Raw genomic sequence first — 14,987 nt, forward strand, 5'->3', positions numbered from 1 at the left:
CGGGACGGTGTTAAAGGTTGCTGTGCCTGTCTACCCTACCGGACCTCGCGCGTCCGTTGTCTCGCTCACGGCCCCACCGACGCCGAAACACCCATCGTGCGGCGAAACACCCTGTGTCGTGTGGTGTTTCGCCGCAGAAAGGGTGTTTCGCCGAGATGAGAGGGTCAGACGGCGGCGGGAGCGGATGCTCCGGGCCCAGAAACAGCGTCCGCGTCCAGCACATCGGTCGCGTCGGGGGTCGCGTGCGCCCGGATCGGGTGACCCTGCGACGTCAGGCAGCGACCCGACGTCAGGTCCCACTTCCAGTCGTGGAGGCTGCACGTGAGCACGCCGTCCTCGATCTTGCCCGTCTTGGTCAGGTCGGCGCGCAGGTGCGGGCAGCGGCGCTGCACGACCCAGTCGCCGAGCTGAACGTCCTCGGTCTGGTCCGACTGCTCGGCGTACCAGTTCTCGACGTACTCGATCCGGTCGCGCGAGAGGCACTTGAGGAACGTCGTGAGGAACTCGTTGAACTTGCCGCTGCGGCCGACCTCGAACTCCATCGACAGGAAGATCGAGTTCGACCAGTCGATCTCGTGATCGCGGATGTTCGTCGACACCAGGTCCGCCGGGATCGTGTACCAGTAGATGCACTCCTCGCCGGCGTACTCGCGCACCTTCGCCTTGGGGAAGTCCACGACCATGTCGAGGTCCCCGATGCGGAACCGGACGTTGCCGCCGACCCCGTCCCGGATCGTGCGGGCCCGGCGCAGCAGCGGTTCCCACCAGGACTTGATCGCTGCGAGCATCTCCTCGGGCGGCAAAACGGGGGCGCGGGACGCCTCCTCCGCGCGCACCTCGTCCTGGCGGGAGTCGCGCTGCTCGGCGAGGTAGTCCCACTTCTCGCCGTAGATGTGCTCGATCTCGGCCTCGCTGTAGAGCGTCTGCGTGACCTCGAGCTCGCCGTGGTTGAGGTCGACCTGCGTCCCGGGGATGAAGAGATGGCCCTTCTGCTCCGGACGGACCTCCGCCATGTGCTCGAGGAACTGGCGCGAGTCGGTGAAGATCGAGTCGTCCTGCTCGCCGTAGCCGTTGTAGCGGAACAGCTCCTCGCGCAGGAACATGGGCGGCCCCGCCATCGGGAACACGTGCGGGGCGTCGACCTTCTCGATGTAGTACATCGCGCGCTTGTTCTGCGCGTCGCGCTTGAGCTGCGCGAAGTGCTGCTTCGAGTCCTGCGGCAGGTCGTAGACCATGGGCCACCAGATCGCCCCCGACACCTGCGTGAAGTACGCCTCGGGCTTCGAGAACGACAGCAGCTTCTCGAGGTCGAGCGGGTGCGAGTCGTTCTGGTTCAGGATGCTGGCGGTGCCGTCGTCGACGCTGAGGGACGAGTCCCCGATGGGACCGTCGCTGGGGGCGCGCAGGGGCGTCACCATGATCTTCAGCTCACCGAACTTCAGTGTCTCCCCGTTCGGGGTGTAGACGATGTTCTCGTACCCGAGCGCGCGCAGATCGTTCTCGAGGTCGTCGGTCGGGTAGTCGGGCAGCAGGACCGCGATGTCCTTGCGGACGTAACGTTCGAGCATCCGCGGGTCGAAGTGGTCACGGTGCCGGTGCGAGATGTACAGGAAGTCGGCGGCGCCGAAGCGTTCCCAGTCCAGCGCCCGGTTGTCGGGGAACGGGAACCACGAGCCGAAGAAGCTCGGGCCGATCACCGGGTCGCAGAGGATGGATCCGCCGAGCGTCTCGATGAACATTCCCGCATGGCCGAGGCCCGTGATGCGCATGTCTGCCCTTCCTGTCCGACAGCCCTCGAGTCTACGCGCGGGGTCCTGAGACCCCGGTGAACGGCACCGTGACAAAACGACGCCGCGACAAAACGATGCCGTGACAAAACGACGCCGCGAGCAGGGCGGCACGATCACCCGTCGAGCAGAGAGCGGATGTCGTCTGCCGTCAGGTCCTGCGCGAAGAGCGCACCGTCATCGACCACGGCGTCGAAGAGCCGGGCTTTGCGCCGTTGGAGTGCGAGCACCTTCTCTTCGATCGTATCCGCGGCGATCAGGCGATAGACGATCACGTGCCGGTCCTGTCCGATGCGATGCGCGCGGTCGACAGCTTGCGCTTCCGCCGCGGGGTTCCACCACGGGTCGAGGACGAACACGTAGTCGGCCTCCGTGAGCGTGAGGCCGAACCCTCCGGCCTTCAGGCTGATCAGGAACGCGGGGGCGTCGCCCTCGCGGAACCGCTCGATGACGTCAGTGCGGTTCCGGGTCGATCCATCGAGGTAGGCATGGCCGATGCCGGCGGCGTCCAGCCGGTCCGCCGCGAGCCGCAGGAACGACGTGAACTGGCTGAACACCAGAGCCCGATGCCCCTCGGCGGCGACCTCGACGAGTCGGTCGAGCAGCGCATCGAGCTTGCTGGCCGGGATGTCGGCGTGACGGGCGTCGATCAGCGCGGGCGAGAGACTCAGCATTCGCAGCAGGGTCAGCGACCGGAAGACGATGACGCGGTTGCGGTCGAGGTCCTGCAGCAGCCCCATCACCTTCTGACGCTCGCGCTGCAGGGTCAGGTCGTACAGCTCGCGATGCTGCGGATCGAGCGTCACCCGCAGCTCGAGCTCCTGCTTCTCGGGGAGTTCGGGCGCGACCAGCGCCTTTGTGCGCCGCAGCAGCAGAGGACGGATGCGTCGGCGCAACCGCGCGAGCCGCGCGGCGCGGAACTGCCCTCCCTCCTCGTTCTCCGGGACCTTGCCCTGCTCGATGGGTTTGACGTACGCCTCGGCGAACCGCGGGGCCGACGGGAACAGGCCCGGGGCGGTGAGCGCCAACAGGGCCCACAGGTCCGACAGCCCGTTCTCGAGCGGAGTCCCGGTGGCGGCGAAGACGGAGTCGGCGCGCAGTTCGGCCACAGCTCGGTGGAGCTGGGTGCGCGGGTTCTTGACGAACTGCGCCTCGTCCAGGATCACGACCGACCACACGATGCCCTCGAACTCTTCGCGGTCGAGGCGGACCAGGGCGTACGAGGTCAGCACGATGTCGGCATCCGTCACCGCTTCGGCCAGAGACGAGCCGCGCTTCGCGCTCGTGGCATCGACGACCCGCACGCGCAGATCCGGGGTGAACCGTGCGGCTTCCGCGGCCCACGACCCGACCACCGAGGTCGGAGCCACGACCAGCAGGGGACGCCGCTCGCCCCGCTCGCGGGTGTGGGCGGCGAGAGCGAGCAGTTGCACGGTCTTGCCGAGGCCCATGTCATCGCCGAGGATCCCGCCCAGACGGTTGCGCCAGAGGAACACGAGCCAGTCGAAGCCCGCCTGCTGGTAAGGGCGCAGCGTCGCTTCGAGCCCGATCGGCGGCGGGGTGTGCGGCACGGTCTCGGTGCCGCGAAGTCCCGCGGCGAGCTCGCGCCAGGTGATGGCGGGCACGGACTGGTCCGCGAGGTCTTCGAACTCGCTCCACAGATCGGTCTGGTGCCGGTTGATGCGCGGCGCGGTCTCCCACTCCGCCAGTTCGCCGGCCTCGTCGATGAGGTCGCGCAGCCGCTGCAGCGCCGGGTGCGCGAGCGAGAAGTATGCCCCGTCCGAGAGCAGCATCTTCTTGCGTCCCCGCACGAGCGCGCGAAACAGCGGGCCGAAGGGCACCGCGCGCCCGTCGATCGTCACGAGTACCCCGAGTTCGAACCAGTCCGGATCGGTCGTCTCGAGCGTGCTGACACTGATCGCGGGATCCCCGGTCAGTTCTGTGTAGACGCGACGGGGCGCGTTCCCCTCGACCCGGACCCGGTCGAGCGCCGACCAGACAGGCAGGATGCTGGTCGCGAACTCGGCGGCGTCGACGCCCCGCAGGCGCCCGGTCGGTGCGAAGGGCGCATCGGATGCGCCGCGCCAGACGGCCTCCAGATCAGACCCGATGTCGACCTCCGCGTCGAGCTCGCGGTCGGGGTGCGGCGCGGGCGCGTACGTAAGGCGCGTGAGCCCGGGGTAGGACCATTCGATCCGGTACTCGACGTCATCGTCACCGAAGTCCGTCGTGATCACCGCGGTCGGTTTCGGCGGGGTCGGGACCGTGATGCCTCGGCCCGCGGTCACCCGCGCGCGCCGCACCAGGCGCGGCAGTCCGTCCGCGAGGAACTCCTCGCGCTCCTCACCGGGGATCAGCAGGCCCTCGTCCTGGCCGAGGAGGGCGCGCGTCGCCTCCGGCAGCCGGCAGGGGGCGAGCACGAGCGGCAGCGGGTCGCGATCGAGCCCGGCGACGTAGACGCCGATGTGCCCGATCGGGCGGATGACCGAGTCCTCGGCAGGAACGCCGTCGACGACGACCCGAGCGCGGATCCGCAGCGCCTCGCCGGCATTCGTCACGTCGATCGCCGCCGAGGCCTCGTGTGCAAGGAGCACGGTCTGCTGCTCGCTCGTCGAGACGAGGGGGATCCCGACCGCGCGTGCGGCCCGCAGGTGCGGCCAGAACAGGCTGGATTCGACAGGGTCGAGTGTCAGCCACTCCCCCGGGTCGGCGAAGGGCCCGACCGTTCGCACGCCGAGCAGGAGCGTCGCGAGCTCGGCGAACCAGCGGACGTGAGCGGCGTCGAAGTCCTGTCCGGGGCGCCGCACCGAATCCCACGAAACCCGTCCTTTGATCCAGGCACCCGTGTTCGCGCTGCGCATGAGCGGACGCACACCCAATGACAGATCGTCACGGCGGCCCATCAGGCCGCGCGGGTGGACGGTGTCGATGCGTCGTGGCGCCCAGTCGTCCGAACGATAGGGCGTGCGCTGGCGCAACTCGATACCGAGCGCGAGCGGAATACCGCCGGCGGCATCTCCCACCTCGACGAGACTGCGCCACGTGGACGCCGACGGCGCGTCGAATCTGGGACGATCGACGGAGGGAGAGGTCACGTCGTCGGATCTACCCGATCAGGCCGAGCGCGAAACTCGCGCGAGCACACCGTGCACGAACGAGCCCGAGTCGTCGGTCGAGAACTCCTTCGCGAGCTCCACGGCCTCGTCGATCACGACGGCCGTCGGAACCTCGTCGTTGTGCAGCAGCTCCCACACGCCCATCCGCAGCAGTGCACGATCGACCGCGGGCATCCGCTCGATCTTCCAGTCCTTGCTGTGCGTCGCGATCAGTTCATCGATCTCTTCGCTGTGGTCGATGACGCCGTCCACGATCTCGCGGGCGTAGAGCCAGGATGCCTCGCGGGCGGGCTCGCTCGCGGCTCGTTGAGCCTCGGCAGCCAGGATCACTCCGGGCGCGTCGCCGCGCACATCCGCCTGGAAGAGGATGTCGAGGGCGCGCTTGCGCGCCTTGGTCCGAGCGCTCACCCGGTCAGCTCACGCGGCCGAGGTAGTCACCCGTGCGGGTGTCGACCTTGACCTTGGTGCCGGTCTCGAGGAACAGGGGAACCTGGATCTCGTAGCCGGTCTCTACCGTGGCGGGCTTGGTGCCGGCCGATGAGCGGTCACCCTGCAGGCCCGGCTCGGTGTAGGTGATCTCGAGCACGACGGATGCGGGCAGTTCGACGTACAGCGGGTTGCCGTTGTTCAGCGCGATCTGCACCTGCTGGTTCTCGAGCAGGAAGTTCTTCGCCTCGCCGACGGTCGCTGCCGCGACCGTGAGCTGGTCGTAGTCGGCCGTGTCCATGAAGACGAAGTTGTCGCCGTCGCTGTACAGGTAGGTGAAGTCACGGCGGTCGACGTTCTCGATCTCGATCTTCGCGCCGGCGTTGTACGTGCGGTCGACGGTCTTGCCCGAGACGACGTTCTTCAGCTTGGTGCGCACGAAAGCGCCACCCTTGCCGGGCTTGACGTGCTGGAACTCGATGACGTTCCACAGCTGTCCATCGATGCTGAGGACGACGCCGTTCTTGATGTCTGCGGTGGATGCCATGAGAGAGGGATTCCGTTCGTATGTGGGGCGCGCTTCGTGCACGCTGAGCCCGCGACAGGCGAGCCGACATTCGATTCTACGGGATGAGGCTGCTCAGCCGTCCGCCGCGCCCGTGATGACGGCGATCAGCAGCCACACGGCCCTCGAGTACCCCTCGGCGCCCTCGCCGATCACGTGCACCGCGGCGACATCGCGCACATAGGAGTGATGACGGAATTCTTCGCGCTCGTACACGTTCGAGATGTGCACCTCGGCGACGGGCAGACCGACACCCGAGAGTGCGTCGCGAAGCACGACAGAGGTGTGCGTGAGCCCGCCCGGGTTGATGACGATGCCCGCACAGTCGTCGCGCGCCGCGTGGATGGCGTCGATCAGCACACCCTCGTGGTTGCTCTGGAGCGCGCGTACCTCGAAGCCGAACGCGGCCGCGGCGTCCGCGGTGATCCGCTCGACGTCCGCGAGTGTGGAGCTGCCGTAGATCTCCGGCTCACGCGTGCCGAGCAGGTTGAGGTTCGGGCCGTTCACGAGCAGGATGCGGCGGGGCACGGTCATGCTCACCAAACTAGCGGGCGCATCGCTTCCGCAGACTCATCGACCGGCCGCTCAGCCGCCCGCGACCTCCTGGTACGCGGCGAACAGGAGCGAGTCATCCGGAGCCTGCAGCACCGTCGGGCGCGCGATATCGTCCAGCACGATGAAGCGCAGCAGACCCCCGCGGCTCTTCTTGTCGCGCTGCATCGACGCGAGCAGCGTCGGCCAGGCGCCCGCCCGGTAGGTCGTGGGCAGACCCAACAGGTTCAGGATGTCCCGGTGACGTGCCGCCGCCGCATCCGGCAACCGTCCCGCCAGACGTGACAGTTCGGCCGCGAACACCATCCCCACCGAGATCGCCGCGCCGTGACGCCAGCGGTAGCGCTCGGCGTGCTCGATCGCGTGTCCGAGGGTGTGTCCGTAGTTGAGGATCTCGCGCAGACCCGACTCGTGGAAGTCCTCGCTCACGACCTTCGCCTTCATGCCGATGGCGAGTTCGACGCACTCACGGAAGACGGGGCTCGAGACATCCGTCGCCGCAGCGGGGTCGGCCTCGATCGCATCGAGAATCTGCGGATGCCAGATGAAGCCGGCCTTGACGACCTCGGCGAACCCGGCGACGGCCTCGTTCTTCGGCAGCGAGGCGAGCAGATCGAGATCGCAGATCACCGCGCGCGGAGCCCAGAACGCCCCCACGAGGTTCTTGCCCTCGGCCGTGTTGATGCCGGTCTTGCCTCCGACGGCCGCGTCGACCATCCCGAGCACCGTCGTCGGTACCTGCACCAGGTCGACGCCGCGCAGCCACGTCGCCGCGACGAACCCCGCGAGGTCGGTCACCGCACCCCCGCCGAATCCGATGACGGCATCGGTGCGCGTGAAGTCGGCCTGGCCCATGATCTGCCAGCAGAACGCGGCGACCTCGACGCGCTTCCCCTGTTCGGCATCCGGGATCTCGGCCAGCAGCACCTCGCGCGCGCCGTCGTCCATCAGGCGCTCACGGAGTTCGGCGGCACGGGCCCCCAGCGTCGGCGGGTGCACGACCAGTACCTTGCGCACGGTCGGGGCGAGGGCCGCACCGACGCGATCGAGGATCCCTCGACCCACCGTGATGTCGTAGCCGGGTTCGCCCGTGACGGTGATGGTGGTGACGTCGTTCATTCGTCTGCTTTCAGCCAGTCCAGAACGGCCGTCGCGACGTGCGCGATCGGGCCGGAGGATGTGTCGAAGGTCACGTCGGCGACCTCCTCGTACAGGGGACGCCGCTCGGCGTAGATGCGCTCCCAGGCGCCCACGGGGTCGTCTCCCGCGACCAGCGGCCGGTTGGCGTCACCGATGCGTGAGACCACCGTCTCCGGTGACACCGTCAGGTACACCACCCGGTGTTGCTTCAGCGCCGCTCGTGTGTCCGGGTCGAGCACAGCTCCCCCGCCGACCGAGACCACGGCGCCGCTCGCCAGGGCATCGGCGACCGCCTCCCGCTCGATCGCGCGGAAGTGCGCCTCGCCGAACTCCGCGAAAATCTTCGGGATCGGGCCGTGGTCGCGCACGATCACACGATCCGTGTCGACGAAGGGCACGTGCAGGCCGCGCGCGACGCGTCTTCCGATGCTCGTCTTGCCCGCGCCCATCGGACCGATGAAGACGATGGCTCGGTTGTCAGCCGAAGAGTTCATGCTCGACGAGAGCCGCCTCGGACGCGGGGGTCGTGCGGAGCGTCTCGGGAATCGCGGCCAGGTAGCCCTCGAGGTTGCGGCGCGTCTCGCCGACGCTGTCGCCGCCGAACTTCTCGAGCACGGCGTCCGCGAGAACGATGGCGACCATGGCCTCGGCGACGACGCCCGCGGCGGGAACCGCGCAGACATCCGAGCGCTGGTGATGCGCCGCGGCCGTGTCGCCCGTGGCCACATCGACCGTGCGGAGCGCGTGCGGGACCGTGGCGATCGGCTTCATGCCGGCGCGGACGCGCAGCACGGTTCCGGTCGACATGCCGCCCTCGGTGCCGCCCGCGCGGTCACTCGCGCGCGAGATGCCGGCCTCGGTGGCGAAGAGTTCGTCGTGCGCCGCCGAACCGCGGCGGGTCGTCGTCAGGAAGCCGTCGCCCACCTCCACGCCCTTGATCGCCTGGATGCTCATCAGCGCCTGGGCGAGCTTGCCGTCGAGACGCCGGTCCCAGTGCACGTGCGATCCGAGCCCCGGGGGCAGACCGTACGCCAGCACTTCGACGATCCCGCCGAGCGTGTCGCCGTCCTTGCGCGCGGCATCCACCTCGGCGACCATCCGAGCGGAGGTCTCGGGGTCGAAGCAGCGCAGGTCGTCGGCATCCAGGGTGTCGACGTCATCGGGACCGGGCAGGGCGGACCCCTCGGGAACCCGCACCGGGCCGATCGAGAGCGTGTGGCTCACGAGACGGATGCCCAGCTCGGCGAGGAATGCGCGGGCGACGGCACCGAGCGCGACACGGGCGGCGGTCTCACGCGCGCTCGCGCGTTCGAGAATGGGACGTGCCTCGTCGAAGTCGTACTTCTGCATGCCGACCAGGTCGGCATGTCCGGGCCGTGGACGCGTCAGCGCCGCACCGCGCCCGCGCGACATCTCGGTCAGGTCGACAGGTTCGGCGCTCATGACCTCGACCCACTTCGGCCACTCGGTGTTGCCGATGCGCAGAGCGATCGGGCTGCCGAGGCTCAGGCCGTGGCGCACTCCGGCCGAAATCGTCAGCTCGTCCTGCTCGAACTTCATGCGCGAGCCGCGGCCGTGCCCGAGCTTGCGGCGTTGAAGATCGGCCTGGATCGCGGCGGTCGAAACGGGGACGCCGGAGGGCAGACCCTCCATCATGGCGATCAGTTCGGGGCCGTGCGATTCGCCGGCGGTGAGAACGCGGAGCATCCTCCTAGTCTCCCATGAGCGCGGAGCGCATAGCGGCGAACACCGCGTGCTCGTCGGGCAGCACGGCCTCGACATCCCCCGCGACGAAGAACCGGACCTGCAGCAGGGCTTGGTGCAGCAGCATCGACAGTCCCGACATCACGCGCGCATCCGTCGCCGACCACGCCTCCGCCAGTGCGGAGGGCCAGGGGCTGTAGGCGACATCGAGCAGTGCTCCACCGCCATCCACGAGCGACGAGACGATCTCGGGAGAGAGCACGGTCCCGCCCGGCAGCGTGCTGATCGAGACGTCCGCGGTGCCGTGCGGTGTCGTGCCGAGTGGATAGGGATGCACGTCGACGCCGATGCGATCGCCCAGGTCGACGAGCGGCGCGATCGCCGCGAGGCGACGGGCGCACACGTCCACGCGGCGCGTGCCGCGTTCGCCCAGCGCGACGATGGCCGACGATGCGGTGGCGCCCGCGCCGACCAGACGTGCGACCTCGGGCGACGAGACGCCGAGTTCACCCAACGCGCCGACGAGTCCGCCGACATCGGTGTTGACCCCGTGCGGTCCGGCGTCCGGGCTCAGCCGCAGTGTGTTCACGGCTCCCGTGAGTTCGGCACGACGATCGCGACGAGCGGCGGCCGCGAAAGCGCGCTCCTTGAGGGGCATGGTCAGTGACAGACCACGCCACTCGGGACCGAGACCCGCCAGGGCCGCGTCGAATCCGTCGGCGTCCACCTCTCGTCGCGTGTAGCTCCAGGGCAGTCCCAGCACGGCGTACGCGGCCGAGTGCAGCTCGGGCGAGCGACTGTGCGCGACGGGGCTGCCCCACACGGCGAGCGTCGCGGGGCCGGCGGCATCCGTCACGTCAGCAACCGCCGTCGGGGTTGTCGGCACACCATTGCTGCCACTGCTCGACAGCCTTCTGATGCTGGGCATACGTGTCGGTGAACACCGTCTCGCCCGTCTCGAGGTTCACCGTCACGAAGTAGAGCCACGTGCCGTCGACCGGGTGCATCGCCGCGTCGATGGCGACATCGCCCGGGTTCGCGATGGGCCCGACGGGCAGCCCCTCGACCACGTACGTGTTCCAGGCGTTGTCGTCCGCCAGAGCCTCGGCAGATGTGCTGACGGTGCCGTCGTGCATCTCCTTGTAGCCGTACTGCGCCGTCGAGTCCATCTGCAGCTTGCCGTACGTCTCGGGGTTTCCCGGCTGCAGACGGTTCTGGATGACGCGCGAGACCTTGTAGAAGTCCTCGGTCTCGCGCGCCTCGCGCTGGATGATCGAAGCGATCGTGAGAATCCGCTGGCGATCGTCGACGGGCACCCCTGCCGCGTCCAACGAGCGGACGGCCTGATCCACCATCGCCTGGATGACCTGCGGCGCCGTGATGCCGGGGTCGAAGGTGTAGGTGGCCGGGAACAACCAGCCCTCGAGGCTCGCCGCGCTCACGCCGTAAGCGGCGGGGTCCGCGACCGCGGCCTGGAAGTCTTCGATGGGCAGGCCGATGCCCTCCGCAAGGTACGGGAGAGTCTGCTCTACCGTCAGCCCTTCACGGACGAGAGCCGAGTTCTCGAGCTTGTTCTCCGGGTTCTCCAGCGCCGCCAGCGCGGCGGCGGAGGTCATCTTCTGCTGCAGCTTGTACACGCCCGGGTAGAACGTCGGAACCGCGTCGAGGTCGAGTAACCACGAATAGAAAGCACCGGGAGTCTTGGTCACACCGGCGTCGAAGAGGGTCTGCGAGATCGCCTGTCCCCCGTCGCCCGACGCGATCGTGACGAGCGCCTCGCCCGTTGCCTCGCCGTCGGCGTAATCGCGCGGCTCTTCCCACCCCATCAGGGCCCGGATCGGGCCCTCGTAGTTGCTCCACGCCCAGGCGGCTCCCAGACCGATACCGCCGAACAGCAGGACGACGACGCCCAGTGCGATCCAGCCGCCGATGCGACGGTTGCGGCGCTTCTCTTTCTTCGACGGGACGATGCGCTTCTCCTCGGCGAACAGTTCGTCGAGGGTCATCGTCGAAGCGGCGTGACCGCCGGTCGCGACCTGCTCGAGTGTGGGAGTGCCCGAGCGGCTCGTGTGCCGGCGCGAAGCAGCCGCGGCATCCGTGGCGATGCCGCCCGGAATGCCCTCGGAAGCACGTGCGGCGCGCGACGTCGCCATCGGCTCGGGCGTGGCCTCGGACGCGGGCACCGGGTCGGGCGTGACGGGCGCACCGGAAGCCGGCGCAGAAACCGGCGCAGAAACGGGGTCCGCGCCAGCCTGCGCACGACGGGTGGGCGGTACGACGGTCGGGCTCTCGCCCGTGGCGGCGCGCTGACGCATCTCGCGGCGCGAAAGGGGAACCTGGCGCGCCGCGGCATCCTCCGCGGAGGACGAGGGCAGCGGCGGGGTTGCGGTTCCGCGCTCGGCCGCATCACGGGAAGCGGATTCCGTGGGCTCCTCGACCGCGCGCCGGCGCGGATCGGGCAGGCGCCCGAACAGGGCGGCGAGGTCGTCGTCGCCCGGATTATCGTCGGGACGCTTGTCGTCGGACATCAACTACTCCTCGGGCAGGACGGGTTGACCGGCCGGAAGCCCCGTTCGCTTCTCGACATCGAGGGCTTGCTGCAGGAGCACGACGGCGGCGACCTGGTCCACAATGCTACGTGAACCACGCTGTGAGCGCCCGGAGCGGCGCAGGGCGTCGTTTGCCGTCACGGTCGTCAGGCGTTCGTCGAGCAATCTGACGGGCAGAGCGGATGCCTCGGCCACCGCGCGCGCGAAGTCGCGGGCATCGATGGTCGATGCCGTCTCGCGCCCGGCGAGGCTGATCGGTAGCCCGACGACGATCTCGACCGCGTCGAGTTCGACCGCGATCGCGGCCACCCGGGCGACGGGATCACCGCTCGCGCGCGGGACCGTCTCGACCGGCGTCGCCAGCAGCCCGTCACGGTCGCAGCGCGCGACACCGACACGGGCAGTGCCGACATCGACTCCGAGTCGTACGCCCGGCCGGAAACCGCTCACGCGGGGCGAGTCTCGAGGGCGGAGCGAACCGCGGCAAGACCCGCGGGGATCGCCGAGGGATCCGTTCCGCCGCCCTGGGCAACGTCGTCGCGACCGCCGCCTCCCCCGCCGAGGGCCGCCGCAGCGCCCTTCGCGAGGGCACCCGCTTTGGCTCCCGCTGTGCGCGCGGCCTCGTTCGTGGCGACGATGACGACGGCCCGGCCGTCGACGTCTCCCCCGAGCGCGACGACCGCGGGCTCGGTCCCCAGGCGGTCGCGCACGGCCGTGACGAGCTGGCGCAGATCGTCCTGTGACGCGACGGAACCGACCGATTCGGCCACCAGGGCCGTGCCGGAAACAGTCGAGACGGTCTGGGCGAGCGCGGGAACCCGGTCGCGCAGGGCGCGGGTTTCGAAAGCCGCGATCTTCTTCTCGGCGGCCTTCAGACTTGCGGCCAGCTCGGCGATGCGCGTGGGCAGCTGGTCACGCGGGGTCTTGAGTGTCGATGTGAGCTGTGCGACGATCGCGCGCTCCGCGGCGAGTTCGCGGAACGCGTCGAGGCCGACCAGCGCCTCCACACGACGGTTGGATGCCCCGACCGACTGCTCGCCGACGAGGTTGATGAGGCCGATCTGAGCGCTCGTCGACACGTGGGTACCACCACACAGCTCGCGCGACCACGGGCCGCCGATGTCGACCATGCGCACGACGTCGCCGTACTTCTCTCCGAAGAGCGCCTGGGCGCCAGCGGCCTTGGCCTCGTCGAGCGAGAGCACCCGGGTGGTCACTTCGAGGTTGTCGCGCACCGCGTTGTTGGCGATCTCTTCGATCTCGGACTTCGTGGCGTCGGACAGGGCCTGTCCCCACGCGAAGTCGAACCGGAGGTAACCCGCACGGTTGAGGGATCCGGTCTGCGACGCGGACGACCCGAGGGTGTCGCGGAGCGCCGCGTGGATCAGGTGTGTAGCGGAGTGCGCCTGCTGGGCCGCGCGCCGGTTCACGGCGTCGACGACGGTCGTCGCGGCCTGGCCGACGCCGACCTCACCCGTCGTCACCTCGACCGTGTGGCTGATGAGCCCCGGCACCGGACGCTGGACATCGAGGACCTCGAGCTCGTAGCCGGGGCCGACGATCACCCCCTTGTCGGCGACCTGTCCGCCCGACTCGGCGTAGAGCGCGGTCTCGGCGAGGATCACCTCGGCGATCTGACCCGCGCCGGCTCGATCGGCGGGCATGCCGTCGATGAGGATGCCGAGCACGCGAGTCTCGGTCTCGAGATCGGTGTACCCCGTGAACGACGTCTCACCGAGCGCACGCAGTTCGCGGTAGATGCTCGTGTCGGCGAGCTGCCGCTTGCGCGACTTCGCGTCCGTCTTCGCGCGGGTGCGCTGTTCGAGCATGAGCGCATCGAACGCGGCGCGGTCGACCGACAATCCGGCCTCCTCCGCGATCTCGAGCGTGAGATCGATGGGGAACCCGTATGTGTCATGCAGCAGGAACGCCTCTGTTCCGGAGATCATCGTGCCCCCGGCATCCTTCATCTGAAGGACCGAGTCGTCGAGCAGGCTCGACCCCGCCGCGAGCGTCCGCAGGAACGTGGCCTCTTCCGCGAGGGCGTACTGCTCGATGCGCGGGTAATCGGTCGCGACGATCGGATACGACTCCTTCATCGCGTCGCGCGATGCGGCGAACAGCTCCGCGAACGTCGGGCCGTCGACGCCGAGCAGCCGCATGGAGCGGATGGCACGACGCATCAGGCGGCGCAGGATGTAACCCCGGCCCTCGTTCGAGGGCGTCACCCCGTCCGAGAGCAGCATGAGCGATGAACGGACGTGGTCGGCGACCACGCGGAAGCGGATGTCGTCCCGGTGATCCGCACCGTACGTGCGACCGGAGAGCTCGACGGCACGGTCCAGCACGGGACGCACCTGGTCCGTCTCGTACATGTTGTCGACACCCTGCTTGATGAACGCGACGCGCTCGAGTCCCATGCCGGTATCGATGTTCTTGTTCGGCAGTTCGCCCACGATGTCGAAGTCGTACTTCGAGCGCACGTTGGTGATCTCGTACTGCATGAAGACGAGGTTCCAGATCTCCACGTACCGGTCGTCGTCGGTCGCGGGCCCACCCTCGATGCCGTATGCGGGACCGCGGTCGAAGAAGATCTCGGAGCACGGGCCCGCCGGGCCCGGCAGGCCCGTCGACCAGTAGTTCGTGTCCTTGCCGAGGCGCTGAATGCGCTCCTCCGGCAGATCCGTCAGGGAGAGCCAGAGGTCGTAGGCCTCGTCGTCCTCTTCATAGACCGTGACCCACAGGTCCTTCGGGTCGAAACCCAGGCCACCCTCGGCGTCGGGGGTCGTCAGCAGCTCCCACGCGTATCGGATCGCGCCTTCCTTGAAGTAGTCGCCGAACGACCAGTTGCCGAGCATCTGGAAGAAGGTGCCGTGACGGGGTGTGTGACCGACCTCTTCGATGTCGAGGGTGCGGATGCACTTCTGCAGGTCCGCCGCGCGCCGGAAAGGCGCCGGGACGTCACCGCTCAGATACGGGATGAACGGCACCATGCCTGCCACGGTGAAGAGCAGCGCCGGGTCGTCGGTCACGAGCGAGGCACTCGGCACGATCACGTGACCGTTCTTCTCGAAATAGTCGAGGTAACGCTGAGCGATCTCGGCGGTCTTCATGAGCGGGATTCCTCGCAGGGGTGAGCGCGTGAATG

The 14,987-nt window shown here is 68.9% G+C and carries 12 protein-coding genes; all 12 read right to left on the reverse strand.

Annotation, left to right across the window (positions count from 1 at the left end; all coding sequences use genetic code 11):
- Nucleotides 1-164 precede the first annotated feature (164 nt).
- The gene (locus C2868_RS07290) at nucleotides 165-1,769 is read right to left on the reverse strand and encodes a Rieske 2Fe-2S domain-containing protein (protein WP_100810729.1); all 1,605 of its coding nucleotides are present in this window, start codon (nucleotides 1,767-1,769) and stop codon (nucleotides 165-167) included.
- A 134-nt stretch (nucleotides 1,770-1,903) separates the two neighbouring features.
- Nucleotides 1,904-4,882 carry a DEAD/DEAH box helicase gene (locus C2868_RS07295; protein WP_100810728.1) on the reverse strand — a complete coding sequence of 993 codons (2,979 nt, stop codon included), beginning with the start codon at nucleotides 4,880-4,882 and terminating at the stop codon, nucleotides 1,904-1,906.
- Nucleotides 4,883-4,900: 18 nt separating this feature from the next.
- Complete coding sequence (gene nusB / locus C2868_RS07300) at nucleotides 4,901-5,311, reverse strand: transcription antitermination factor NusB (RefSeq protein ID WP_100810727.1); 411 nt, start codon at nucleotides 5,309-5,311, stop codon at nucleotides 4,901-4,903.
- 4 nt (nucleotides 5,312-5,315) lie between these two features.
- Nucleotides 5,316-5,876 (reverse strand): elongation factor P, encoded by a 561-nt coding sequence (efp, locus tag C2868_RS07305; protein ID WP_100810726.1) that lies wholly within the window; start codon nucleotides 5,874-5,876, stop codon nucleotides 5,316-5,318.
- A gap of 93 nt (nucleotides 5,877-5,969) precedes the next feature.
- Nucleotides 5,970-6,428, reverse strand: coding sequence for a type II 3-dehydroquinate dehydratase (gene aroQ, locus C2868_RS07310; protein ID WP_100810725.1), 459 nt, complete (start codon nucleotides 6,426-6,428; stop codon nucleotides 5,970-5,972).
- A 51-nt stretch (nucleotides 6,429-6,479) separates the two neighbouring features.
- Entirely contained in the window at nucleotides 6,480-7,565 is a 1,086-nt protein-coding gene (aroB, locus tag C2868_RS07315) for a 3-dehydroquinate synthase (RefSeq protein ID WP_100810724.1), read from the reverse strand.
- Nucleotides 7,562-8,080, reverse strand: coding sequence for a shikimate kinase (locus C2868_RS07320; protein ID WP_100810723.1), 519 nt, complete (start codon nucleotides 8,078-8,080; stop codon nucleotides 7,562-7,564). Before C2868_RS07320 ends, aroB begins: the two co-directional genes overlap by 4 nt.
- Complete coding sequence (gene aroC, locus C2868_RS07325) at nucleotides 8,064-9,293, reverse strand: chorismate synthase (RefSeq protein ID WP_100810722.1); 1,230 nt, start codon at nucleotides 9,291-9,293, stop codon at nucleotides 8,064-8,066. Before aroC ends, C2868_RS07320 begins: the two co-directional genes overlap by 17 nt.
- A 4-nt stretch (nucleotides 9,294-9,297) precedes the next feature.
- Nucleotides 9,298-10,146 (reverse strand): shikimate dehydrogenase, encoded by an 849-nt coding sequence (locus C2868_RS07330; RefSeq protein ID WP_232711172.1) that lies wholly within the window; start codon nucleotides 10,144-10,146, stop codon nucleotides 9,298-9,300.
- A 1-nt stretch (nucleotide 10,147) separates the two neighbouring features.
- Nucleotides 10,148-11,818 carry an endolytic transglycosylase MltG gene (gene mltG, locus C2868_RS07335; RefSeq protein WP_100810720.1) on the reverse strand — a complete coding sequence of 557 codons (1,671 nt, stop codon included), beginning with the start codon at nucleotides 11,816-11,818 and terminating at the stop codon, nucleotides 10,148-10,150.
- 3 nt (nucleotides 11,819-11,821) lie between these two features.
- Nucleotides 11,822-12,289, reverse strand: coding sequence for a Holliday junction resolvase RuvX (gene ruvX, locus C2868_RS07340; protein WP_100810719.1), 468 nt, complete (start codon nucleotides 12,287-12,289; stop codon nucleotides 11,822-11,824).
- The gene (gene alaS / locus C2868_RS07345; RefSeq protein ID WP_100810718.1) at nucleotides 12,286-14,952 is read right to left on the reverse strand and encodes an alanine--tRNA ligase; all 2,667 of its coding nucleotides are present in this window, start codon (nucleotides 14,950-14,952) and stop codon (nucleotides 12,286-12,288) included. Before alaS ends, ruvX begins: the two co-directional genes overlap by 4 nt.
- Between the last annotated feature and the right edge of the window lie 35 nt (nucleotides 14,953-14,987).

The sequence above is a fragment of the Microbacterium sp. CJ77 genome (genome assembly GCF_002911615.1).
Taxonomy (GTDB): domain Bacteria; phylum Actinomycetota; class Actinomycetes; order Actinomycetales; family Microbacteriaceae; genus Microbacterium.